The 21607-nt window shown below is 59.8% G+C and carries 20 protein-coding genes; 10 read left to right on the plus strand and 10 right to left on the minus strand.

The features are described 5' to 3' along the window. Positions 1 to 158: 158 nt before the first annotated feature. Positions 159 to 1391 carry a pyridoxal-dependent decarboxylase, exosortase A system-associated gene (locus tag NAP1_RS06035; protein WP_007164357.1) on the minus strand — a complete coding sequence of 411 codons (1233 nt, stop codon included), beginning with the start codon at positions 1389 to 1391 and terminating at the stop codon, positions 159 to 161. Continuing rightward, a complete protein-coding gene (locus tag NAP1_RS06040; RefSeq protein WP_007164358.1) occupies positions 1391 to 2935 on the minus strand; it encodes an acyl-CoA ligase (AMP-forming), exosortase A system-associated in 1545 nt (514 codons plus the stop codon). The genes NAP1_RS06035 and NAP1_RS06040 overlap by 1 nt, the downstream gene beginning before the upstream one ends. 25 nt (positions 2936 to 2960) lie before the next feature. Here NAP1_RS06040 and NAP1_RS06045 point away from each other — a divergent pair, with 25 nt between their 5' ends. The 4 genes from NAP1_RS06045 (at position 2961) to NAP1_RS06060 (ending at position 5869) form a co-directional block, all read left to right on the plus strand. After that, positions 2961 to 3983, plus strand: coding sequence for a GNAT family N-acetyltransferase (locus tag NAP1_RS06045; protein WP_007164359.1), 1023 nt, complete (start codon positions 2961 to 2963; stop codon positions 3981 to 3983). A 123-nt stretch (positions 3984 to 4106) separates the two neighbouring features. Beyond that, complete coding sequence (locus NAP1_RS06050) at positions 4107 to 4373, plus strand: phosphopantetheine-binding protein (RefSeq protein ID WP_040464769.1); 267 nt, start codon at positions 4107 to 4109, stop codon at positions 4371 to 4373. Positions 4374 to 4460: 87 nt separating this feature from the next. After that, positions 4461 to 5081 carry a hypothetical protein gene (locus NAP1_RS06055; RefSeq protein WP_241761187.1) on the plus strand — a complete coding sequence of 207 codons (621 nt, stop codon included), beginning with the start codon at positions 4461 to 4463 and terminating at the stop codon, positions 5079 to 5081. Beyond that, positions 5078 to 5869 (plus strand): hydrolase 1, exosortase A system-associated, encoded by a 792-nt coding sequence (locus NAP1_RS06060; RefSeq protein WP_007164362.1) that lies wholly within the window; start codon positions 5078 to 5080, stop codon positions 5867 to 5869. The genes NAP1_RS06055 and NAP1_RS06060 overlap by 4 nt, the downstream gene beginning before the upstream one ends. Here NAP1_RS06060 and NAP1_RS06065 read toward each other — a convergent pair. From NAP1_RS06065 to NAP1_RS06095, 7 genes are all read right to left on the minus strand, one after another. Further along, entirely contained in the window at positions 5866 to 7071 is a 1206-nt protein-coding gene (locus NAP1_RS06065) for a class I SAM-dependent RNA methyltransferase (protein WP_371169739.1), read from the minus strand. The two genes, NAP1_RS06060 and NAP1_RS06065, sit on opposite strands and share 4 nt — an antisense overlap. Then, a complete protein-coding gene (locus NAP1_RS06070) occupies positions 7062 to 8453 on the minus strand; it encodes a bifunctional ADP-dependent NAD(P)H-hydrate dehydratase/NAD(P)H-hydrate epimerase (protein ID WP_007164365.1) in 1392 nt (463 codons plus the stop codon). Before NAP1_RS06070 ends, NAP1_RS06065 begins: the two co-directional genes overlap by 10 nt. After that, a complete protein-coding gene (locus tag NAP1_RS06075) occupies positions 8446 to 8712 on the minus strand; it encodes a hypothetical protein (protein WP_007164366.1) in 267 nt (88 codons plus the stop codon). Before NAP1_RS06075 ends, NAP1_RS06070 begins: the two co-directional genes overlap by 8 nt. A gap of 67 nt (positions 8713 to 8779) precedes the next feature. Further along, positions 8780 to 10495 (minus strand): dihydroxy-acid dehydratase, encoded by a 1716-nt coding sequence (gene ilvD / locus NAP1_RS06080; protein WP_007164367.1) that lies wholly within the window; start codon positions 10493 to 10495, stop codon positions 8780 to 8782. A 42-nt stretch (positions 10496 to 10537) separates the two neighbouring features. Continuing rightward, positions 10538 to 11260 carry an N-formylglutamate amidohydrolase gene (locus tag NAP1_RS06085; protein WP_007164368.1) on the minus strand — a complete coding sequence of 241 codons (723 nt, stop codon included), beginning with the start codon at positions 11258 to 11260 and terminating at the stop codon, positions 10538 to 10540. After that, complete coding sequence (locus NAP1_RS06090; RefSeq protein ID WP_040464770.1) at positions 11257 to 12069, minus strand: 4-(cytidine 5'-diphospho)-2-C-methyl-D-erythritol kinase; 813 nt, start codon at positions 12067 to 12069, stop codon at positions 11257 to 11259. The genes NAP1_RS06085 and NAP1_RS06090 overlap by 4 nt, the downstream gene beginning before the upstream one ends. A gap of 8 nt (positions 12070 to 12077) precedes the next feature. Continuing rightward, the gene (locus NAP1_RS06095; RefSeq protein ID WP_007164370.1) at positions 12078 to 13724 is read right to left on the minus strand and encodes an electron transfer flavoprotein-ubiquinone oxidoreductase; all 1647 of its coding nucleotides are present in this window, start codon (positions 13722 to 13724) and stop codon (positions 12078 to 12080) included. Between the two features lie 103 nt (positions 13725 to 13827). Here NAP1_RS06095 and NAP1_RS16440 point away from each other — a divergent pair, with 103 nt between their 5' ends. The 5 genes from NAP1_RS16440 (at position 13828) to NAP1_RS16445 (ending at position 18460) form a co-directional block, all read left to right on the plus strand. Further along, positions 13828 to 14601: a hypothetical protein gene (locus NAP1_RS16440; protein WP_156777210.1), complete on the plus strand. Its 774-nt coding sequence runs from the start codon at positions 13828 to 13830 to the stop codon at positions 14599 to 14601. 89 nt (positions 14602 to 14690) lie between these two features. Beyond that, positions 14691 to 16364 carry a lytic transglycosylase domain-containing protein gene (locus tag NAP1_RS06105; protein ID WP_007164372.1) on the plus strand — a complete coding sequence of 558 codons (1674 nt, stop codon included), beginning with the start codon at positions 14691 to 14693 and terminating at the stop codon, positions 16362 to 16364. Between the two features lie 15 nt (positions 16365 to 16379). Then, positions 16380 to 16910 carry a molybdenum cofactor biosynthesis protein B gene (gene moaB / locus NAP1_RS06110; RefSeq protein WP_007164373.1) on the plus strand — a complete coding sequence of 177 codons (531 nt, stop codon included), beginning with the start codon at positions 16380 to 16382 and terminating at the stop codon, positions 16908 to 16910. Positions 16911 to 17089: 179 nt separating this feature from the next. Continuing rightward, entirely contained in the window at positions 17090 to 18184 is a 1095-nt protein-coding gene (locus tag NAP1_RS06115; protein ID WP_007164374.1) for a PA0069 family radical SAM protein, read from the plus strand. A gap of 123 nt (positions 18185 to 18307) precedes the next feature. After that, a complete protein-coding gene (locus NAP1_RS16445; RefSeq protein WP_156777211.1) occupies positions 18308 to 18460 on the plus strand; it encodes a hypothetical protein in 153 nt (50 codons plus the stop codon). Between the two features lie 42 nt (positions 18461 to 18502). On the opposite strand, the gene NAP1_RS06120 is transcribed toward NAP1_RS16445, so the two are convergent. Then, positions 18503 to 19330 carry a universal stress protein gene (locus NAP1_RS06120; RefSeq protein WP_007164375.1) on the minus strand — a complete coding sequence of 276 codons (828 nt, stop codon included), beginning with the start codon at positions 19328 to 19330 and terminating at the stop codon, positions 18503 to 18505. 411 nt (positions 19331 to 19741) lie between these two features. Here NAP1_RS06120 and NAP1_RS15850 point away from each other — a divergent pair, with 411 nt between their 5' ends. Then, entirely contained in the window at positions 19742 to 21583 is a 1842-nt protein-coding gene (locus tag NAP1_RS15850) for a S8 family serine peptidase (protein ID WP_199796965.1), read from the plus strand. Positions 21584 to 21607 lie beyond the last annotated feature (24 nt).

Below are 21607 nucleotides of genomic sequence, written 5' to 3' on the forward strand. Positions count from 1 at the left end.
CCAGATGTTGCGGCCCCGGATAGTCATGGCAGGAGCGACCTGCCTCACCCGGGTTCGCGAATGACCCGGAACTTCTCGCCGATAATGGTGAACATATTGTTAGTGATATGCGCCAGATTGGCCCCCTATCCCGTTTCGGGACAGGCGTCTCGCGAACCCTAAACGAGCATTTCCGCTGCCGGTCCGTGGCCCAAAAAGTTCTCCGGACTCGCCGTAGCTCCGTAGGCTCCAGCGCAAAAGACAGCTACAAGGTCCCCGACCTCAGCCCGCGGCAACAGCGCTGCATCGGCCAGTCGATCAAGCGGTGTGCAAAGGCAGCCAACGACGTTAACCACGTCGTCGCCTTCGCACCCAAAACGGTTAGCGATGGCGACCGGATAATTGCGCCTCACCACGGTTCCGAAATTGCCGGACGCGGCCAATTGATGGTGCAGTCCGCCATCAGTGACGAGATAAGTCACGCCGTGGCTAACCTTCCGATCGATCACACGGCACAGATAAACTCCCGCCTCACCAACGAGATAGCGGCCAAGCTCAAGGCATAGCTCTGTGTCACTGAGGCTTTCTGGAAGATCGGCTGTCCGTTCTTTGAGCGCATTGCCGACCGCAGGTAAGTCGAGCGGCTCATCGCCAGGAAAATATGGGATACCGAAGCCACCACCCATATTGAGCTTTGGCAGGCCTTCGCCGATATCATTGCTGATCCGTGCAGCGAGGTCGATGACGTTACCTTGCGCTTCGATAATTGCATCGGCGCTAAGAGCCTGACTGCCTGTGAAAATGTGCAAGCCGCGCCACTCGGCACCACCATCGATCAGCGTCTGAGCGAGAGCGGGCACACGTTCCGCGTCAACACCAAATGGCTTTGCTCCCCCGCCCATCTTCATGCCCGAGCCCTTGAGCTCGAAATCCGGATTCACGCGTATCGCGATCCGGGGAGCCGTACCAACACGCTGAGCAATCGCGAGAGCGCGCTCGCCCTCGCCTTCGGATTCGCAGTTGAGCGTTGCGCCTGCGACGATCGCCGCTTCAAGCTCGTCATCGCGTTTGCCTGGTCCTGCAAAGCTCACTCGAGACGGATCGATGCCAGTCTCCTGAAGCTTGGCCAACTCTCCAGAAGAGGCGACGTCGAAACCATCGACCAGTGGAGCCATGTGAGCAATAACAGCAGGGTGGGGGTTTGCCTTGACGGCAAAATTTACTCCGATGCGCTTCGGCAATGCGGCGCGCAATTCGGCCGTGCGCAGATCAAGATGCGACCTAGAGTATACAAACAGCGGGGTGCGACCGGCTGCCTCGACTAGGTCGGACGCGGTGCGTCCGCCAACGGCAAGCTCGCCGTCAATGGCATCGTATCCTTTCGGTATGGGGCCAACCGGCTTGGTCTTCATCACGCGCTCTCCCCAACCAGCTCGCGATAAAGCGCGGTTCTGTCGATCTTGCCGTTCGGATTGAGCGGGATTGCCTCACGCCAATGGATGGCCTGTGGCTGCATGAAATTTGGTAGCTCCTTGAGCAGCAGCTTTGAGAGAGACGCTTGCTCTGCATCGTCTGTGGTTCCCCGCACAACCAGATGGACCGCATGGCCCAAACGGTCATCGGGAATGCCAAGCGCGACCGCTTCGGCCACCAGATCTGTCGCGATTGCCGCTTCTTCAATCTCCTGAGGGCTGATCCGGTTGCCAGCGCTCTTTATCATCGCATCACGCCGACCGACGAAGTACAGAAGGCCGTTCTGCGCCCTCTTCACACGGTCCCCCGACCAGACGGCAACGCCTCCATACTCTGATTGCGCAGGCGCGGGTTTGAAACGTTCTGCTGTTCGCTGCGGATCTTGCCAGTACCCTTGAGCCACCAATGGCCCGCAATGCACTAGCTCACCTTCTTCCTCGGGCGCCGCGAGAGTGCCAGCGTCATCAATCACCATGATCTCCGCGAATGGAATGGCGGTCCCCATCGAAGTCGGGTGCTGATCGACGAGCGAAGGCTCGAGAAAGGTCGAGCGAAACGCCTCGGTAAGGCCGTACATCGGGTAAAGATCAGCCGTTGGAAATATCCTGCGCAAGACGCCCACCAAATCGGTCGTCAGCGCGCCCCCACTGTTGGTGAGGCGCCGCAGCGGAGAGCTAGCTTCTTGAGGCCAATCCAGCTCGGTCAACTGGACCCACAACGGGGGAACGGCCGCCAGTGTCGTGATCTTATGCTTGGCGCATGCTTTCGCGACGTCGCGGGGGAACAAAAAGTCCAGCGGGACGACACAGCCTCCCGCATACCAAGTCGAGAGGAGTTGGTTCTGCCCGTAATCGAAGGAAAGCGGCAACACGGCCAAAGTCACGTCGTCAGATACCATGCCAAGATATCCGGCGACACTCACCGCGCCGAGCCAGAGATTGGCGTGGCTGAGCATCACTCCCTTGGGCCTGCCGGTCGAACCGGAGGTGTACAAGATCGCACAAAGATCGTCCGTATCCGCATCCGAAGGACCGAGCTTGGCGCCCGTCGCATAGGCCGCTTCCAACGCTGCCTTCTCTTCAAGCAGCGAACAGCTGTCAGGGCTGTCTCCCGCTTCCAGCGATTTCAGTCGTGAGCCCGTCCCGATCAGCATCTTCGCGCCGCTATCGGACAGGATGTGTGCCACCTGTGCGCGTTTCAGCAGCGGGTTGATCGGAACGTGAACCTTGCCCGCTCTCGCAGCAGCGAGCGGCAAAAGGCACGTCAGCTCGCCCTTGGAAGCCCAACTTGCGACCCGTGCCCCTGGCTCGGTGACTTCTTGCGCAATCCAACCGGCTAACACTTCGACACGCTGTCTTAACTCATCGTGGTTAAGCACAGCCTCGCGAAGCACCAATGCTGGGGCATCGCCTTTACCAATCGCAGCTGCCCTCTGGGTGAGGTGATCGATCGGATAAGGTGTTGAATCGAGGGTTTCGTGCATCGGTGTCCAGAAGGATTGAATACGAGTGATCGAAGCGCGGTATCACGACAGGGTTAACGTCTTGCAAGAGGTCTTTGCAAAAGGAGCTCTCGCGCCGGCTGCCCCTTTCGATCGTGCAGAATGGTACTCCCTTCTCGCCGAGACAGGCCTGACCCCGCTGATTGCCATCGCGACAGATGCAGATAAGTCAGCTGCCCTGGCGCTCACTGAAAATGAGGGCCGGATCACACCATTGCGGAACTGGTACAGTTTCACTTGGCGTCAGCTCGCGCCTCAAGGAAGCGATGGTGACCGCCTTCTCGCCGAAATTGCCAAGCAGCTAAGGCAGCGCGCACACCGCGTTACGCTGGATCCTGTGCCTGACGAGGACGGCTCAGCGACCAGGCTCGCAAAAGCATTTTCAAAGGCTGGCTGGAGAGTAGAGGTCACGCATCAGGACACCAACCACGTCCTTCATGTGAACGGTCAGACTTTCGACGAATACTGGGAAGGCCGGCCTGGCATGTTGCGGACAACGCTCAAGCGCAAGGCGAAGAAGGTTGAAACTCAGGTTTTGACGCATTTCGATATGAACCTTTGGGCGCAGTACGAGGCGATCTACGATTCCAGTTGGAAACCCACTGAAGACCACCCCTCAATGCTCCGCCAGTTCGCTCGCGAAGAGGCCTCAGCGGGTCGACTTCGCTTTGGCATCGCCCATCATGACGGCCAGCCTGTAGCAGCTCAATGCTGGACCGTGGAAGATGGGACAGCGTACATCCACAAGCTCGCGCATCTCGAAAGTGCGCGCAATCTTTCCGCGGGGACAACGTTAACAGCAGCATTGTTCAGGCAAGTGATTGACATTGACGGCGTCGATCTCGTCGATTTCGGTACCGGCGACCAAGCCTACAAAGCCGATTGGATGAACGCCGTGAGACCGCGTTACCGGATAGATTGCCTGGATCTATCAAGTCTGCAAGGCTGGCTCGATCTCGTCCGGCTGACCGCGCGCCGGCTGACCGAAGCGGAAGTCCCTGCGCTTGCGCCGTACCCGCAGCACGGTTAAGGGCGCGGGCCAAGAGTTATACAAACCGCCCAACAGCCAGCGGCGCCCCAGTAGGATCGATCAGAAATGAGCACTTCTTCTGCGACCGGAGAAACTCCTGAAAAGGCCGCAACTGGCCTTGCGATGAGCCGCGCAGCGCTAGACACTGAACTCAAGTCAATCATTTCCGATGTTCTGGGAATAGACGAAGAGACCGCAGACGCTCTCGAGGATGAAAGCGGCCTGTTCGGTCATCTGCCCGAGCTCGATTCCATGGCAGTTGCCGGTCTTCTGACCGAGATGGAAGACCGTCTCGATATCGTGATCGAAGACGACGATGTCGATGGCGAGATGCTGGAGACCTATGGCGGGCTCTTGGCCTTTGCGGAAAGCAAGCTGGCAGAGCGCTGACACACGCCCCAAGCGACACAGCGCATGATATCAAACTGGAAAGCCCCCCTGCCTAGCGGAAAAGTCTCGGAAGAGATGCTGCTCTCCATGGAACAGGGGCGCGCGAAACGGGTTCTGATCTTGCCCGCATGGTTTGACGAAGCCAACAAGCTGCGCCGCTTTACTGTCGAGGCAATGCGGGCGCTCGACGAAGCTGGAGTCGACAGTTTCCTACCCGATTTGCCCGGGACAAATGAAAGCCTAGCTCCCTTGGAAGCGCAAACGATCGCAAGTTGGCAAGCGGCAGCAAAGGAGGCCTCGCAGCACGTGTGCGCGACACACGTCCTCGCAATCCGCGCTGGCGCGATTATCGCCCCGGAGGACCTCCCCGGATGGCATTACGCGCCTCAGTCCGGTCCAAAGCAGCTTCGTGCCATGCTGCGCGCACGAACAATCGCGTCGCGCGAAGCAGGTATCGACGAGAACAGCGAAGGGCTCATGGACACTGGCCGAAGCGAGGGGCTGGTTCTTGCTGGATGGCGAATTGGCGCTGAGATGCTGCGCGAGATGGAAACGGCTGAACCCAGAGCAGTTGAGGCTCAGAAAACGATTGTGCAGAAAGAACTCGGCGGCCGGGCATTGTGGCTGAGGGCAGAACCTGGCGAGGACGAAGCACAGTCAGCGGCGCTCGCCGCAATCGTGTCAGGCGGCAGGAATGAAAGCGCATGAGCCGGCTGCAATTCCAGTTCGGCTGCGGGAGCCTTAAGCTTGCAGGAACGCTCGATACCGCTCCGGGAAGCACTGGCTTGTTGCTGGTGAGCGGCGGCAACGAAATCCGTTCGGGCGCTTTCTCGGGGCAGTCTCATCTTGCAGCGGCAATCGCTTCAAAAGGCTTCCCCGTTTTCCGCTTCGACCGGCGCGGCATCGGAGCGAGCGAAGGCGAAAACCGCGGCTTTCGGTCATCGGCCAAGGATATCCGCGCAGCGCTTGAGGCTTTTCGCGGCATGGTCCCGCAAATGGACCGCGTGTTCGCTTTCGGAAACTGTGATGCCGCCTCTGCCTTGATGCTTACACAGGGCGAAGGGCTAGAGGGCCTAATTCTTTCCAATCCGTGGACCATCGAGAGCGACGAGCACGAAGGCGAAGACGCCCCTACTCACACGCCGGATGCTATCCGCGCGAGATATGCTGAGAAGCTCAAGAACCCGCGAGAGATAGCGCGGCTGCTGCGCGGCGGCGTTGATCTGAAGAAACTGGGAAAGGGCATTGTGTCATCTTTGCGGCCTGCACCTGCGCCGACGACACTCGCGCAGGAAATGCAAGCGGGCCTCAGCGCATTCGAAGGGCATGTCACCATCCTTCTCGCGACAGCAGACCGAACCGCACAACTGTTTGAAGCGGCATGGGACGAAACCGACCGCCGAATCCACCGGTGTGAAGGCGCCGGACACTCCTATGTCGAAGACGAGCACCGCGACTGGCTCCAAGCGCAGATCCTCGCCGCTTTGCGAACTTAGCGGCTGAAAACACTCACGAGTTCGACATGCGTCGACCAGCGAAACTGACCGACCGGTCGCAGCGTTTCGAGCTGGTAACCAGCCTCACACAACACCGCTGCATCGCGCGCCCAGCTCGACGGGTTACAACTTATATAGACGGTACGCGGGCAATCGCTCTTGGCAAGTTGAGATATCTGCGCCTTCGCCCCTGCCCTTGGTGGATCCAGCAGCACTCCGTCAAACCGGCTAAGCTCCTCTGCCTGAAGCGGGTTTCGGAAGAGGTCGCGGTGCGTAGTCAGAACGCGGCCGCCTGACCTCGCTGCGGATGCTTTGCACGCCAGATGTGCCGATTGATCCGCCTCGACAGCCAGAACCTTGCGCCCCTCGGGCCCGCTTCTCGCGAGACCAAAAGCGAATGTTCCGAGACCAGCGAAAAGATCAGCCACGATCCGCGCGTCGCCCAAAGCGATCCGTGCGTCCGATACCATCAGATCTTCGGCATCCTGTGTCGCTTGGAGAAATGCCCCTGCGGGCAACGCAACGGGTATGCCTGACAGCGAAACCGTTGCCGGTTCTGGTTCCCACACCGTCTCGGGACCATAGCCCTGATCGATGGTGAGCCGCGCAAGAGCATGCTGGCGTGCGAAATCCAGCGTTCCTTCGGTCGCCGCAAGCCCCTCCAGCGGGAAATGAGATAGGCCGACATCGACACCCTGATCGCAAAGGGTCAGAGTGATGTCGACGTTCCCCTTGGGACCGTGTTTCGCGACGAATTCTCGCATGGCCGGAATAAGCGCGGTGAGCTCAGGCCTAAGAACCGGACACTCAGCCAGATCGACAAGCCGATGCGAACCCGCTTCGCGAAAACCAAGGACTGCGCCGTTCGCAGTCCTGAGGGCATGAAGCGAAGCCCTGCGGCGGCTTTGAACAGGAGAGAGATGCTCGGTCAGAACTTCGCCGACCTCTACGCCCTGCCCACGCGCTGCATTGATGACCCGATCGCGGACAAAAGCCCGCAACATCTGCTCATCCGCATGTTGAAGCTGGCAGCCTCCGCAGACTGCAAAGTGGCGGCACGCAGGATCAACATGATGATCGCCCCGCTCAATCCCTCCATCGGCTGTGATCGTATCGCCTGGTACGGAGAAAGCGACGTGCTGCCCTGAGGCAGTCACACCATCTCCTTTTGCTGCGAGGCGAACGATCTCGTTCACAGGCACTCCGCCAGCGCGCCAGGGACGGCATGAGCAAGCTCGAGCGGTGTGAAAGCGGCGCCGCATCGTTCGGCAGTCCTGCCGTGCAGCCAAGCGGCTTCGCAGGCTGCATCGAAGGACGTGGCACCTGATGCCATACGGCTTACCGCGATCCCCGCCAAAACATCTCCAGTTCCTGCAACCGAGAGCCATGACGGCGCGGGCGGCAACAAGGCGATCCGACCGTCTGGCGCAGCGATTACGCTATCTGGGCCCTTGGCCAGAACCACCATTCCGCTTGATCTTGCCAGAGCTATGGCCCGGTCGCGCCGGCTTTCCGCAATGACGCTGAAAGCCCTGCATAGTGCTTCGAGTTCTCCATCATGAGGCGTGGCGAGAACCGGCAAATTCTCTGGCACCATCTCTGGTCGGAGTAGCACCAAGGCGTCAGCGTCGAGGACCACTGGTTTTCCTGCGGACAAAACGCTCGAAAGTCGATCACGCGCTTCCTCGTCGCGTCCCAAGCCTGGGCCCAACAGAACGGCGTCTATCCGCTCGTCAGCCATTGCATCAGCCAATGGCGAAGTATCGACTACCAATCCGGGGTCGGTGCGCTGCTGAGCCTGTGTGCCAAGCAATTTCACGTAGCCAGCGCCGCTCCGCATGGCGGCTTCTGTAGCGAGAATGGCAGCGCCGGGCATTTTGCCACCCACAATTGCCGCGAGACCCCTGCGATATTTATGCGCGTCAACAGCGGGCGGTGATAGTCGAGGCTTTGTCACTACCTGCGCCGCGCCCTCGACAGGCTCGACGCCAATTGGAACCAGGCGTCTCGCCCCCATTTTCGGGCGTCCTGGAAGCAGCCAGTGTGCGAACTTCCACGCGCCGAGTGCGAGGGTGACGTCGAAATCTGGCAGCTTGTCATTGAGAAGCGCGCCAGTATCGCTCGCAGTGCCCGATGGCACGTCGATTGCGACCTTGAAGGCGTGACGCTCTGCCAGGTCGCGGAGAAGAAGAGCATGTTCGCCTGACAGTGGGCGGGATAAGCCTGAGCCAAACAAGCTATCGACGAAGACGTCCGCACCCCGACCTCTGCCAGAGGTTTGAACAGCGCCTCCCCACAGGTTGCGTGCCTGTTTCGCTGCGTCGGTCTTAGGTTCTACCGGCGCAATTACGGTCACCTCGTTGCCCGCCTCACGCAGATGGTGAGCGATGACATAGCCATCGCCGCCATTGTTGCCGGGGCCGCAAAGGACGGTAACGCTGCGACCGGCAGCCAACCGCCTGATCCATTCAGCGGCTCCCCCTGCGGCGGCTTCCATCAATTCGAACACGCTTGTACCCGTGTCGAAAATCCGTTGCTCGGCGGCCTGCATCTCGAAGGCAGAAAGGACCTGCGCGTTACTCATTATTCGCACCAAAAATCAGCGCCTTGTCGACACGATAAACGTCATCTTCGACAGCGAATTCCAGCGGATCGCCTTGGCTGATGATTGCGACTTCGGTAGATCCATCGATCGATACAACCGCGCCTCCCTTCTCGCCTTGCTCGATCTCAAAGCGACGGAAACCGCCATTTGGTCCGTGAATGACAAATCGCTTCGAATTCAGGCGCTCAAGCACGCATTCGTTCGAGTAGTCCGCGCCGGACCCGATCGCACAATCCACCAAATCCCCTTGTGGCGCAGGACTTCCAGTGCCGCAGGCGGCAAGAGCGAACGTGCTCAAGGCTATGCTAGATGTCCGCAAACACATGGGTCTCAGACTTGGCGCCCGGGTGAGTGAGCGCTCCGTTTCGTGCGGACCCGACATTCTGCGCGTAACGCCACAGCGCCCCCGACTGATAATCGTTCGTACGCGGCTTCCATGCTTTTCGGCGTTCTTCAAGCACGCTTTGGTCGACCTCCAGGTCGATCGTGCCAAGCTCGGCATCGATGCTGATCGTGTCGCCATCCTCGACGAGAGCGATCGGTCCGCCATCCGCGGCTTCAGGGCCGACATGGCCGATACAGAAACCACGCGTAGCGCCTGAGAACCGCCCATCTGTGATGAGGGCGACTTTCTCACCCATACCCTGGCCGTAAAGCGCAGCGGTGGTGGCGAGCATCTCGCGCATTCCAGGTCCACCCTTGGGGCCTTCGTAGCGGATGACGATGACGCTGCCTTCGACAATGTCGCGCTTCTCGACCGCCTCGAAGGCATCTTCCTCGCATTCGAATACGCGAGCCGTGCCGGTGAATTGCAAACGTTCCATCCCGGCAACCTTTACGATCGCACCTTCGGGCGCGAGCGAGCCCTTAAGCCCAACCACACCGCCGGTCGGGGTGATCGGGTTCTTTACGTCGTAGAATACCTTTTGATCGGGGTTCCAGGTGATCTCCTCGATGTTCTCGCCCAGCGTCTTGCCGGTCACAGTCATCGGCCCGGGATCGAGGAACCCTCCTTCGAGCAGTGTCTTCATGCCCATGTAGACGCCGCCCGCTTCGTGCATGTCCTTTGCGACGTACTTACCGCCGGGCTTCAGGTCGGCGATGTAGGGTGTCGATTTGAAGATCTCCGCAACGTCGAAAAGATCGAAATCAATCCCGCATTCGCTCGCCATGGCAGGAAGGTGCAGAGCGGCATTGGTAGAACCGCCGGTTGCGGCGACAACGCGGGCCGCGTTTTCAAAGGCCGCGCGCGTGCAGATGTCGCGTGGGCGCAGATTTTGCTTAAGCAGTATCATCACCTGCTCGCCCGCGGCGCGAGCGATTTCTTCACGCGATCTGTAAGGAGCAGGAGCCATGTTGCTGTTCGGCAATGACAATCCGATTGCCTCACCCACGCAGGCCATCGTATTGGCTGTGAACTGGCCGCCACAGGCTCCGTGTCCGGGACAGGCAACCTTTTCGAGCTCGATCAACTCCTGAAGCGGGCAATTCCCGGCAGCATGCTGGCCCACGGCTTCGAACACATCGACGACCGTCACGTCCTTGCCGCGATGAGTGCCTGGGAGGATCGAGCCGCCATAGACAAAGATGCTCGGCACGTTCAGCCGCAGCATGGCCATCATCATCCCGGGCAGGCTTTTGTCGCATCCGGCAAATCCTACAAGCGCATCGTAACAATGACCGCGCACCGAAAGCTCGACGGAGTCCGCAATGACCTCGCGACTTACCAGCGAGCTCTTCATGCCCTGATGGCCCATCGCGATCCCGTCCGTAACCGTGATGGTGTTGAAGCGGCGCGGGGTCCCTCCCCCCGCAATGACGCCTTCGCGACAGATATTCGCCTGCGGATCGAGCGTTGTGTTGCACGGCGCGGAATCGTTACCAGCACTGGCCACAGCGACGAAGGGGCGTGCGATTTCTTCCTCGGTCATGCCCATCGCGTAATAGTAGGAACGGTGGGGCGCGCGTTCAGGCCCGACCGAGACATGGCGGCTTGGCAACTTGGACTTATCGAAGGACATTTTGTTTCCCGTAGAGTTCGATCCGCGTAACAGCCTGTGCCGCTAGTCGAGCGCGAGCGCAACCCTTCCACACACATCGGCGATCATGGCAGCCCAGCGCGCCTGGTCTGCGCGGTTGGAAATCAGATCCTGTCTGACCTCGACTGCGCAATAGGGACGCCCATGCGCCTCCGCATGCCGGTTCATCGTCGCGTTGAGTTCCTTGCCCGAGTACGGCTCGTTGTCGCCTACATTCAGGCCCAGTTCTCCGAAAAGCCGGATGGCATGGCGAGCGGCGCGGTCATCTTCATTGTAGAGAAGGCCAACTTCCCAAGGACGTTCCTCAGTGCTGGTCTCCAGCTGAGGCGTGAAGCTGTGGAGCGAGATGATGAGCTCGGGGGCCGCCTCGTCCAACCATTTGGCCAAGGCTTCGTGATAGGGCCGGTGATATCGATCCAGACGTGCCTCGACGTCCGCGCCGATATTGCCAGGGATCAAGTGCCCATCACTTTCGGTCGGGACGACCTTGGGATGGTCTTCCTCACGGTGCAGATCCACCACCAGACGGCTGATAAGCGCCATGTGAGCAGGAATACCGTGCCGCCGAGCCATTCGTGCGGCAACACCGGCGACGCCGATGTCCACTCCGATATGCGTTTCCGCCTGATCGGCAGGAATTCCAAGCGGAAGGTCTTCGGGCACGAAGCTCGACGCATGATCTGCCACGCAGACCAGCCCGCCTCGCTTCAAGTCGCCAATTTGCTTGAACACCTGTCCGTCGATCATCTCAATTTCCCTGTTAGCAGCCACCAGTCGGGGCGCTTTTTTCTAAGCCGCTCGGCAGCGTGATCGCGCGCGGCTTCATCGTCATACAATGCAAAACAGGTGGCTCCTGATCCCGACATGCGGGAGAGCCATGCTTCGCCATTCGCGAGTGCGTCTAGCACATCGCTGATGGGAGGGCACAATTCGAGCGCGGGCGTGGTGAGATCATTGCGCCCTTCGAGGGCGATCTCGCGGGCCGAGCCTTCAGGCAACGCGCCACGGTCGCGGCCATCCCACGCCTTGAAAACTGGGCCGGTGGCTAGTGGAACACGCGGATTGACCAAGAGCACGGGCGTACCTGCCAGATCCTGTGGAGCGCGCTCCAGTTCGGTCCCGGTGCCTCGCCCAACCACCGTTTCACTTCGTACACAGCACGGCACGTCAGCACCGAGCTTTGCAGCGCGAGACTGCCAATCGTCAGGCAAGCCATGCATTTGCTCTACCAACCTGAAAACAGCGCCCGCATCGGCAGATCCGCCGCCGAGACCCGCCGCGACAGGCAGGTTCTTCTCAAGGGTGATATCGAGCCCCTGAGCTCGGGAAAGCACCGCGAGCGTTTTGGCAACGAGGTTGTCGAGCGGGTCGTCGATCCCGCCTGCAAACTCACCCAGCGTGGTCACCCGGTCCTGGTCAGACACTCGCGCACTAAGCACATCGCCTGCATCGACGAAGGCGAACAGCGTCTCAAGCTCATGATAACCATCCTCACGCCGCCTGCGGACATGCAGCGCGAGGTTGATCTTGGCATATGCGGTTTCGGTGATCGCCAAGAGGCGCGTCACATATTCGGGTAGTTTGGCCCGCCCCCGCCTTCCGGGGTCACCCAGTTGATGTTCTGGTTCGGGTCCTTGATGTCGCACGTCTTACAGTGGACGCAGTTCTGAGAGTTGATCTGGAACTTGGGCTCCTTGCCCTCCTCCTCGATCCACTCATAGACACCCGCCGGACAGTACCGCGCCGAGGGGCCGCCGAAGACCTTAAGCTCGCTTTCGCGCTGCAAGTCGCGGTCGCCGACCTGCAAGTGGACCGGTTGGTCCTCCGCATGGTTGGTGAAGCTGAAGGCGACGTTAGTGAGGCGATCGAAGCTGATTTCACCATCGGGCTTGGGATAGTCGATCTTCGGGTAGAGATCGGCGCGGCCCGTCATGGTGTGGTCCTTGTGATGCTTCATGCTGATCGGAAGGCCGATCTTGAGCGTGCGCATCCACATATCGATCCCGGCAAGTGCGGTGCCGATATCGCCGCCATACTTGGCAACGGCGGGCTGAGCGTTCTGAACCTTCTTGAGTTCGTCGGCGATCCAGCTGGAACGCACCGCACTGTCGTAATCCATCAGCTCGGTCTTTTCGTCGCCAGCCGCAATCGCAGCGGCAATGCTCTCGGCTGCCAGCATGCCGCTCTTCATCGCGGTGTGGCTACCCTTGATGCGCGGCACGTTGACGAAGCCAGCCGCGCAACCGATCAAGGCGCCGCCCGGGAAGGCAAGCTTCGGCACTGACTGCCAGCCGCCCTCGTTGATGGCGCGTGCGCCGTAAGCGACGCGTGTGCCGCCTTCGAGATAATCGCGGATCGCAGGATGCTGCTTCCAGCGCTGAAACTCTTGGTAAGGCGAAACCCACGGGTTCTTGTAATCGAGCGCGGTCACGAAGCCGAGCGCCACCTGACCGTTCGCCTGGTGGTAGAGGAAGCCCCCGCCCCAGCTATCGCTTTCGGTGAGCGGCCAGCCTTGCGTGTGGATCACGCGGCCCGGCACATGCTTGCTCGGATCGATATCCCACAGCTCCTTGATGCCAAGGCCGTAGACCTGCGGCTGACAATCGGCCTCAAGGTCGTACTTCGCCTTCATCAACTTGGTGAGCGATCCGCGCGCGCCCTCTGCAAAGAGCGTGTATTTGGCGTGGATTTCCATCCCGGGCTGGTAATCAGGCTTGTGCGAACCATCGGCGGCAACGCCCATGTCCTGTGTAATAACGCCAGAGACGCGGCCCTGCTCATCGAAGATCGGAGCGGAAGCCGGGAAGCCGGGGAACACCATCACGCCGAGAGCTTCGGCCTGTTCACCAAGCCAGCGGGTCATGTTGCCGAGCGATCCGGTGTAACAGCCGTGGTTGCTCATCAGCGGAGGCATTATCGCGTGCGGGAGCGAAGTCTTGCCGCTCTTTGAAAGCACCCAGTGCCAGTTATCGGTCACCGGCGTTTCTGCCATCGGGCAATCCATGTCGCGCCAATCGGGGAACAGCTCGTTCAGCGCCTTGGGATCGACGACCGCGCCTGAGAGAATGTGCGCTCCGATCTCGGAGCCTTTCTCCAATACGACAACCTCAAGCTCTTCATTGATCTGCTTGAGTTTGATCGCAGCTGACAGGCCGGCCGGCCCGCCACCCACAATCACGACGTCGCATGGCATTGATTCGCGTTCGCTCATCGGCTTTTGTACCCCAATGTAGTTGTGCGCACCCGTTTGCGCATATCTGTCGCAATGCACTTGCTAACGAGGGGTCCGACAGTCAAGGCCTGCCTTCAAGACTATGAACGCACCTGCATCCTCCCTGAAAGACCAACTCGATGCCACGCTAGACTGGTGGCGAATGGCAGGTGTCGATTGCAACTTCGCCGAGGACGCTACGTCATGGCTTGGTAGCACCGATGCAGTTCCAGCGGTTGACACGGCGCCGACAGCGTCGCCAAGCGCGAAATCTGCGTCGTCAGAGCCTGTTCCGGCACCTACTCCTAAAATTCAGCGTAGTGATCTGCTTGGGCCCAATCCGCCAGCAGATCTTGATAATTTCCGCCAGTTCTGGCTCGAAACGCCCGGCCTAGACACCATCGGTCCGCGTGGTCGGGTTCCGCCGCGAGGCGCTGCTAAGCCCGAATTGATGGTACTGGTCCTAGATCCCGAAGAACGAGACAGCGACAGGCTCCTGAACGGCACGTGCGGCCAATTGCTCGACCGTATCCTGACAGCGATGAGATTGCCCGAAGATGCCGTCTATCTTGCATCCGCTCTGCCCCGGCACACGCCGATGGCCGATGCAGCCACGATTGCCGCCGCGGGAATGGACGCTGTCACGCTCCACCACATCAGCCTCGTCGCCCCCAAGCGCCTGATTGCCTTCGGTTCGAGCATCCCGCCGCTATTAGGGCACGAGTTAACGAAAGACGTATCGTCTTTACGCGAAATCAACCATGAGAAGCGAAGTGTACCGCTGATGGTGAGCGAGGGGCTCGATGCCATGATGGCAATGCCCCGCCTCAAGGCCAGATTTTGGCGGAGATGGATGGAATGGTCAGCCGATCTATGATCAATAACGGTTTGCGAGCCTCAATTGTTGGGTTCGCTGCGGCTTCCACTTTCGCCCTTGTTCCAGCTGCCTTTGCGCAATCCTCTAGCATGGTGGCGCAATATGAGCGCGCCGACGCAGCAAGGGCCGCAGTACCTCAAGTCCTGAGCGACGAAGAACGCGCGCATTACCGCTCGCTTTTTGCCGCGATCGATAACCAGCAATGGGACGAGGTCCGTACGCTGCTAGAACGCCGTGACAATGGCCTCCTCAATCAGCTCGCATTGGCTGAGTTCTACACCCACGCTAACAGCCCGCGAGTGTCATCTGAGCAAGTTGCGCAATGGTTCGAGGACGGCGTCGAGCTTCCGCAGGCAGAGCAACTGGGCCGGATCGGCGCCAATCGCGGGCTTGAATGGCTTCCTCAATTTCCCGAAGCGCAGAGCTTTGCGCGCCAGCCCTCCGCCACCAAGCGCATTCGCCCGCGCACCGTCGACGACGGTTCAATCACACCGCGCTCCAAGGATGCGATCCTCAGCGCAATCCGCAATGATGACCCGGTTGGCGCGCATGCGCAGCTTGTCGAGATAGATCCATTCCTAAGCGCAGAAGCGCGTGCCGAGTGGCGGCAGCGTGTGGCGTGGAGCTACTATATCGAGAACGACGACCGGAACGCGCTCATGCTCGCGCAGACGGTTTCCGAAGGTTCGGGTTCCTGGGTTGCTGAAGGCGAATGGGTCGCAGGCCTTGCATCCTGGCGCCTTGGCGATTGCTCGATTGCGGCGGATGCCTTCGAGCGTGCCGCGTACCAATCGACCAATGTCGAACTCACATCTGCTGCCCATTACTGGGCTTACCGCTCGCTTGTACGGTGCGGCGAGCCAGATCGTGCACAGCGCCACCTCGATGCCGCGTCCCGCTATGATGAGACGCTCTACGGAATGCTCGCAATCGACCAGCTGGGCATCGAGGTGCCGACAGCCGCACCGACTGAGCCTTTTGACAGCGCCGACTGGAACGCGATTTCCGACCGCAAGAACGTGCGCATCGCTGCAGCCCTGATCGAGATCGGTCGACCGGGCCTTGCCGATGAAGTTCTTCGCCACGAAGCGCGGATCGGACGGGCGCAGGACTATCCCGCTATCGCGCGTCTTGCTCGCACGCTTGGATTGCCTTCGACGCAGCTGTTCATGGCCCACTACACCCCATACGGAGTTCGAGCGGATCGCTCCTTGCTGTATCCAGTAGCTGGATGGCAGCCACGCACCGGATGGCGGGTCGATCCTTCGCTTGCCTTCGCCCATGCCCTCCAGGAGTCCGGCTTCCGCACCCGCGCTGTCAGCCCCGCCAATGCGCGCGGCCTCATGCAGATCACCCCGATCACTGTTCGCCAGCACGCCCCGCGCCTCAACATGAGCGCATCCTACGTCGACCTCAACGACCCCGAGGTGAACCTCGCATTCGGTCAGCGCAACCTCGAGATGCTGCGCGACAATCCGGCGACGCAGGGACTGCTGCCCAAGATCATGGCGGCCTACAATGCAGGCCTCACTCCGGTCAGCCGCTGGAATTCCGAGATCAACGATCAGGGCGATCCGCTGCTCTGGATGGAGTCGATCCCCTATTGGGAGACGCGCGGTTATGTCTCGATCGTGATGCGCAACTACTGGATGTACGAGCGGGCCGCCGGCGTTACCTCGCCCAGTCGCCGCGCCCTCGCACAAAGTGAGTGGCCTGTGTTCCCCGGCGCATACCATTCGCGCTCCGCGAGCCTCGAGCGATAAGGACAGATCGACAGAATGGCGATTGACGAGACCCTACCCTTTACTCCGATCAACATCGCTGTCCTGACCGTCTCTGACACGCGGACCCGCGATAACGACACCTCCGGCGACATTCTTGCAGCAAGGATCGAAGCCGCCGGTCACACCATCGCCGAACGCGCCATCATCAAGGACGATGCGATCCTGCTGGTCGACGAGATCGAAAGCTGGATCGACAATCCCAACATCGACACGATCATCTCGACCGGAGGCACTGGCCTCACCGGCCGCGACGTCACCCCTGAAGCGCTCTCGCGTATCGACGGCGGGCGCGACATTCCCGGCTTTGGCGAGCTGTTTCGCTGGATCAGCTACAAGTCCATCGGAACCAGTACCGTGCAGTCGCGCGCCTGCGCCATCGTCGCAAGGGGCACTTACATCTTTGCACTTCCCGGCTCTAATGGAGCGGTCAAGGATGGCTGGGACGGCATCCTTGTCGAGCAGCTCGACAGCCGCAACAGGCCCTGCAATTTCGTCGAATTGATGCCGCGACTTCGCGAATCCTGAAACCCAGCGTTTTCAGCGCCTTATCTGAGAAGTGGACCGCATGTTACACGGTCCTAGGGCTAAAATCCGTCCTCCTTTCAAATGGCAACTTCGAGGGTCTGCCTCATGCCCTTTCGCGCACCATGTAGGAAAGCGAAATCGGGTGACAAACGCGCGCATGTTCTTTATATGTTCCACCCATGCGTTCCCCCGACCATCCCGATTTCGAGCGCGGTCGAGGTGCCGCCTCTGGCGGTGTCTCGACACGCTTTGGCCTCGCCACACGTGAGCTGGATGGAGACTGGCGCGAACATATGGAATCACTCGACGGACCGCCGGTAAAGCTGCGCACGACTGTGACCGAGGAGCGACCTCAAACGATCCTCACCTTTAACAAATCGCCGGATGTCCCCTTCGACCGTTCCATCAACGCCTATCGCGGTTGCGAACATGGCTGCATCTATTGCTTCGCGCGCCCTACCCACGCCTATCACGATCTCTCACCCGGCCTCGACTTTGAAACACAGCTGTTCGCAAAGCCCAACGCGGCTGAACTTCTTCGAGAGACGCTGGCCAAACGCAAATACAAACCGCAGCCGATTGCGCTCGGGACCAACACCGATCCGTATCAGCCAATCGAGAAGCGTTACCGCATCACGCGCGAAATTCTCGAAGTGTGCCTCGAAGCGCGGCATCCGGTCACGATCACGACGAAGTCCGACCGAGTAACGCGGGACGCTGACCTGCTTGAGGAGATGGCGAGCCGCAGCCTTGTAGCCGTCGCGATCTCGGTCACGACGCTAGACCCGGTACTCTCAAGCAAGCTCGAACCGCGCTGCCCTACCCCGGCGAAACGCGTGGCGGCGCTTGGCAAGCTGATCGAGATCGGGGTGCCGGTGCATTGCTCTATCTCCCCGATCATCCCTGCGATCACTGATGAGTTCATGGAGAGCATTATCGAGCGGGTTGCGGCGCTCGGCGTCAAAAGCGTTGGATGGATCCCTTTGCGCCTTCCGCATGAGGTTTCGCCATTGTTTCGCGAATGGCTCGATGTTCATTACCCGGAACGTGCGGGCAAGGTGATGAGCATCGTGCGATCCATCAGGAATGGCCGTGACAACGATCCTGACTTTTTCACCCGGATGAAGCCCTCTGGCGTTTGGGCTGACCTTCTGCGAACCCGCTTCCGCGTCGCCTGCAAGAGAGCGGGAATAGGCAACGGCAAGGCGCAATTCGATCTCGATTGCTCGCAGTTCAGACCGCCGGAATTGGGCGGCCAACTGCGACTATTTTAAGACTGGATGAATGTCACTATTCGGTCTTATACTGTATTTCTACGGGTCTTTTACGCAAGATTAACTTAATTCCGTTTCTAATTGCCATCGTCAAACACCATCGGTGCAATTGGGAAGACGACGATGACTACAAACCAAACCTTCAGTGACGATAGCGCAACTGACCGCCGTAGCTCGGATCGCCGTTCGGGAGACCGCCGCAAAGCGAAGATCCCCTACGACGGCCCGGATCGCCGAAAGCACGTCCGCCGTTCTGGTGAGGAACGCCGCGCGTAATTCTTTTAACGCACACTAGTGCCTTCGTCTTTCGAGGCGTCGCTACTCTGCGTCCGCAGAGTTGATTACCAGTGTATCGGCTTCGAGATATCGCAAGAGGTCGCTGGTAACGCTGCCGATGGTTGCCTGCCTGAAACCGCTTGTCCCGTGGCTGCCAAGAACCACTAGCGCGTTCGGGTTTACCTCGAGCCCCTTTCGAAGGGCATCGCACGCATCGCCGCGGTTCGTTTCGCTTGTTGCGTCGGCAAGCCGCCCTTCTCGCTCTGCAAGTCCAGCCATGAATTCAGCGAGCTTGTTCTTGTGATCGCGCTCGACCTCTTCGGCAGCGTAAGCGTCTTTGTTGAATGCCTGAAATGGAACCTGCCACGCGTTGACAACATGCACCTTGGCTTCGGGAAACATTCGCGCTGCGGTAAGTATCGCGTGCGCTGAGCCGGGAGAGAAGTCGGTACCGGCCACGATTTCGCGATAATCTGCGTGGGCGCGCATCTTGACCACGAGAACGGGTTTGGTGGTCGATCGAAGGATGTAGTCGACCGCTGTGCCAAGAAAGTAGTCGCCGAGTGTATTGTATCGCGCCGGTCCCAGGACCAGCAGATCCACGTCATGCTTCTCGCACGAATGAGCAATCGCCTTGGTCGGCGCACCGCTTGGGAACAGAAACTGCACGTCGCCATCAGAGGCCTCAAGCCCGGTGGAAAGACGCATTCTGCGAGTGAGGTCATCCATGTCCGGCTGATCGTCTGCCGCCTGATTGGTCGCATGGATGACCAGCAATTTGCCGCCCATCTGCTTTTGCAGAAGCTTTGCGCGATCCACCGCCCTGTCTGCTCTGGGACTGAAATCGGTGGCGACGGCAACGGTGGGCATTCATTTCTCTACACTGGCTGTGAGGTCACACAAGACTAGCCAAGAGAGCGGTGTCGGGCAATTTCGATCAGCTAGCGCCAGATGGCCTAGGCCGCCGGTTCGTAAGGCCGACGCGATATATGTCAGAAAAGCAGCGTAAGATTTGGCCAAGACAAGACGAAGCGGAATCGAAATGTAGTTTAGTTAATATAACTGTAAACTAACATTTTCTAACAATATTCAGACAATTGTCGATTCCATACCATCTTCCCAGAATGGAAACTCGTAATATCCGAGTCGGTCATTTGGAAAGCATTGAACTTAACTTCCCACAGATTTTGGGAGCGATGGCCTATTCGTGATTGCAATGAGAGGGAACAATAAAGGTCGCTCAATCACTTGTTCTACAAAACCAAAAACAGGAACAGGATCATGAGCTTAGTAAAACTTCTTATCGAAATGGAAGAGGATCGCGGCCTCGCGGCAGCTTCTACAGGCAAATTCGAAGCCGGTGCCGCCACCGAAAAGGCGATGAAGAAATCAAAGACGGTCACTGCGGCAGATGACGTCTCCAGCATCACGTTGGATACCGACTTCGGCGTGACGGAAATGACCGATCTTGCCGGCGGAGCAGGCGAAGCACGCTTTGCTGCCTTCGACGACGATTTCGGCTTTGACATGGCGTCCGAAGAGGACGGCGAGAACGTCTCCATAGAAGACGACGGGTTCGATGCTCAACCCTCGGTCGAAACCACTTACCTCATGCGCTGCGACGTCGATTCCGACGATGCTGAAAAGGCGGCGAAGGAGCTGATGAAGAAGCCAGGTGTTCGGGGCGTCTATTCCGACGTCACGATCGAGCCATGCCTCATTTGCCCCGGATCGCCTCCGCAGGGAAACGACCGGACGGTTGAGCGGCTGCTTTGCACCAGCACCCTGCACCGCATGGGAGCAAACGGTGAAGGCGTGCTCGTCGCGATTGTCGATAGCGGCATCAACATGGCGCATATCCGCTCGAAGGGGAAAAATCCCGGTTTCGATGCGGCCCGCAGCTGGGTTCCGCGCGCCGGTTTAACGCCGGGCAATCTGCCAGTCGGACACGGCACGATGTGCGCTTTCGACGCGTGTATTGCAGCGCCCAAATGCACCCTGCTCGACATCGCCCTGCTTCAAACGCGGGCGACTGGCGGCACGGTGATGGAAGGCTTCCTGTCCGATGCCGTGCGCGCATACCAGCACCTTATCCGCGTGATGCGCGCTCCGCGCCGTCCCGGTGAAACGCGCTCGCTGGTGGTCAACAACAGCTGGGGCATGTTCCATCCATCGTGGGATTACCCCGTCGGTCATCCGGGCAATTACAGCGACAATCCCGGCCACCCCTTCAATCGGATCGTGACCACCCTGGCCCGCCATGGCGCAGACATCCTCTTCGCGGCAGGCAATTGCGGAAGCGACTGCCCCGATGGTCGCTGCAGAGGTGTGACTTCACGCGCAATCTATGGCGCAAACAGCCACCCGCAGGTGCTCTCGGTCGCTGGTGTCGATACGACGAAAACCCGCGTCGGCTATTCGAGTAAGGGCCCGGGCCGTCTCGTGCGCAACAAGCCGGATATCTCCGGATACACGCACTTTCAGGGTTCCGGCGTTTATGCCGCCGATGGGGGAACCTCGGCAGCTTGCCCCGTTGTCGCAGGCGTGGTTGCGGCGGTGCGTTCCAAGCGGCCATATGTCGCAGGAAACGCATCGCGGACCCCGGCAGCCATTCGTCAGCTGATCACCAACACCGCGCAGGATCTTGGTACGCGAGGCTATGATTTCTCGCACGGTTATGGCGTGGTCAACGGGTGCGCGATTGCGAGGCGCTTGCGGCCGATCATCATCGACATATGCCGCACGCATCCGCACATCTGTCGCCCGATCCCGCTGCCGCGCGACATCTGCCGCCGTTTCCCGCGGCTGTGTCGTCCGCGTCTGCCGATCCCGCGGCCACCGCGTCCCATCCCCATCCCGCCCATTCCGCCGCGCCCGCCGCGTCCGGGTCAGGAAGCGGAGTTCGACTTCTTCGACGAGTATGATGGCGATGCGCAGAGCGGCGATATGGGCATGCTCGACCTAAGCGACGGCAGTGCGCTAGAAGAGCTGAGCGTGGAAGAAATGGCCGAACTGTTCTACTATGTTGGCCAATACCAAGCGCTTGTGGGCTCAGACGGCGCCGCGCCGCCCGCGCCTGCCGGCGGCAAATCCGGAGGCGGTGACTGCGGCTGTGGTGGCTAGCATTCACCCCTGAAAGAGAGACGA

The organism is Erythrobacter sp. NAP1 (assembly GCF_000152865.1).
Taxonomy (GTDB): Bacteria; Pseudomonadota; Alphaproteobacteria; order Sphingomonadales; family Sphingomonadaceae; genus Erythrobacter.

Excerpts from the sequence above, each read along its gene's own strand:
- NAP1_RS06095 (WP_007164370.1), bottom strand. The coding sequence starts at position 13,724 with ATGAGCGAACGCGAATCAATGCCATGCGACGTCGTGATTGTGGGTGGC.
- NAP1_RS06040 (WP_007164358.1), bottom strand. The coding sequence starts at position 2,935 with ATGCACGAAACCCTCGATTCAACACCTTATCCGATCGATCACCTCACC.
- NAP1_RS06050 (WP_040464769.1), top strand. The coding sequence starts at position 4,107 with ATGAGCCGCGCAGCGCTAGACACTGAACTCAAGTCAATCATTTCCGAT.
- NAP1_RS06060 (WP_007164362.1), top strand. The coding sequence starts at position 5,078 with ATGAGCCGGCTGCAATTCCAGTTCGGCTGCGGGAGCCTTAAGCTTGCA.
- NAP1_RS06085 (WP_007164368.1), bottom strand. The coding sequence starts at position 11,260 with ATGATCGACGGACAGGTGTTCAAGCAAATTGGCGACTTGAAGCGAGGC.
- NAP1_RS16440 (WP_156777210.1), top strand. The coding sequence starts at position 13,828 with ATGAACGCACCTGCATCCTCCCTGAAAGACCAACTCGATGCCACGCTA.
- ilvD (WP_007164367.1), bottom strand. The coding sequence starts at position 10,495 with ATGTCCTTCGATAAGTCCAAGTTGCCAAGCCGCCATGTCTCGGTCGGG.
- moaB (WP_007164373.1), top strand. The coding sequence starts at position 16,380 with ATGGCGATTGACGAGACCCTACCCTTTACTCCGATCAACATCGCTGTC.
- NAP1_RS15850 (WP_199796965.1), top strand. The coding sequence starts at position 19,742 with ATGAGCTTAGTAAAACTTCTTATCGAAATGGAAGAGGATCGCGGCCTC.
- NAP1_RS06120 (WP_007164375.1), bottom strand. The coding sequence starts at position 19,330 with ATGCCCACCGTTGCCGTCGCCACCGATTTCAGTCCCAGAGCAGACAGG.
- NAP1_RS06035 (WP_007164357.1), bottom strand. The coding sequence starts at position 1,391 with ATGAAGACCAAGCCGGTTGGCCCCATACCGAAAGGATACGATGCCATT.
- NAP1_RS06105 (WP_007164372.1), top strand. The coding sequence starts at position 14,691 with ATGGTGGCGCAATATGAGCGCGCCGACGCAGCAAGGGCCGCAGTACCT.
- NAP1_RS06070 (WP_007164365.1), bottom strand. The coding sequence starts at position 8,453 with ATGAGTAACGCGCAGGTCCTTTCTGCCTTCGAGATGCAGGCCGCCGAG.
- NAP1_RS06115 (WP_007164374.1), top strand. The coding sequence starts at position 17,090 with ATGCGTTCCCCCGACCATCCCGATTTCGAGCGCGGTCGAGGTGCCGCC.
- NAP1_RS16445 (WP_156777211.1), top strand. The coding sequence starts at position 18,308 with ATGACTACAAACCAAACCTTCAGTGACGATAGCGCAACTGACCGCCGT.
- NAP1_RS06055 (WP_241761187.1), top strand. The coding sequence starts at position 4,461 with ATGGAACAGGGGCGCGCGAAACGGGTTCTGATCTTGCCCGCATGGTTT.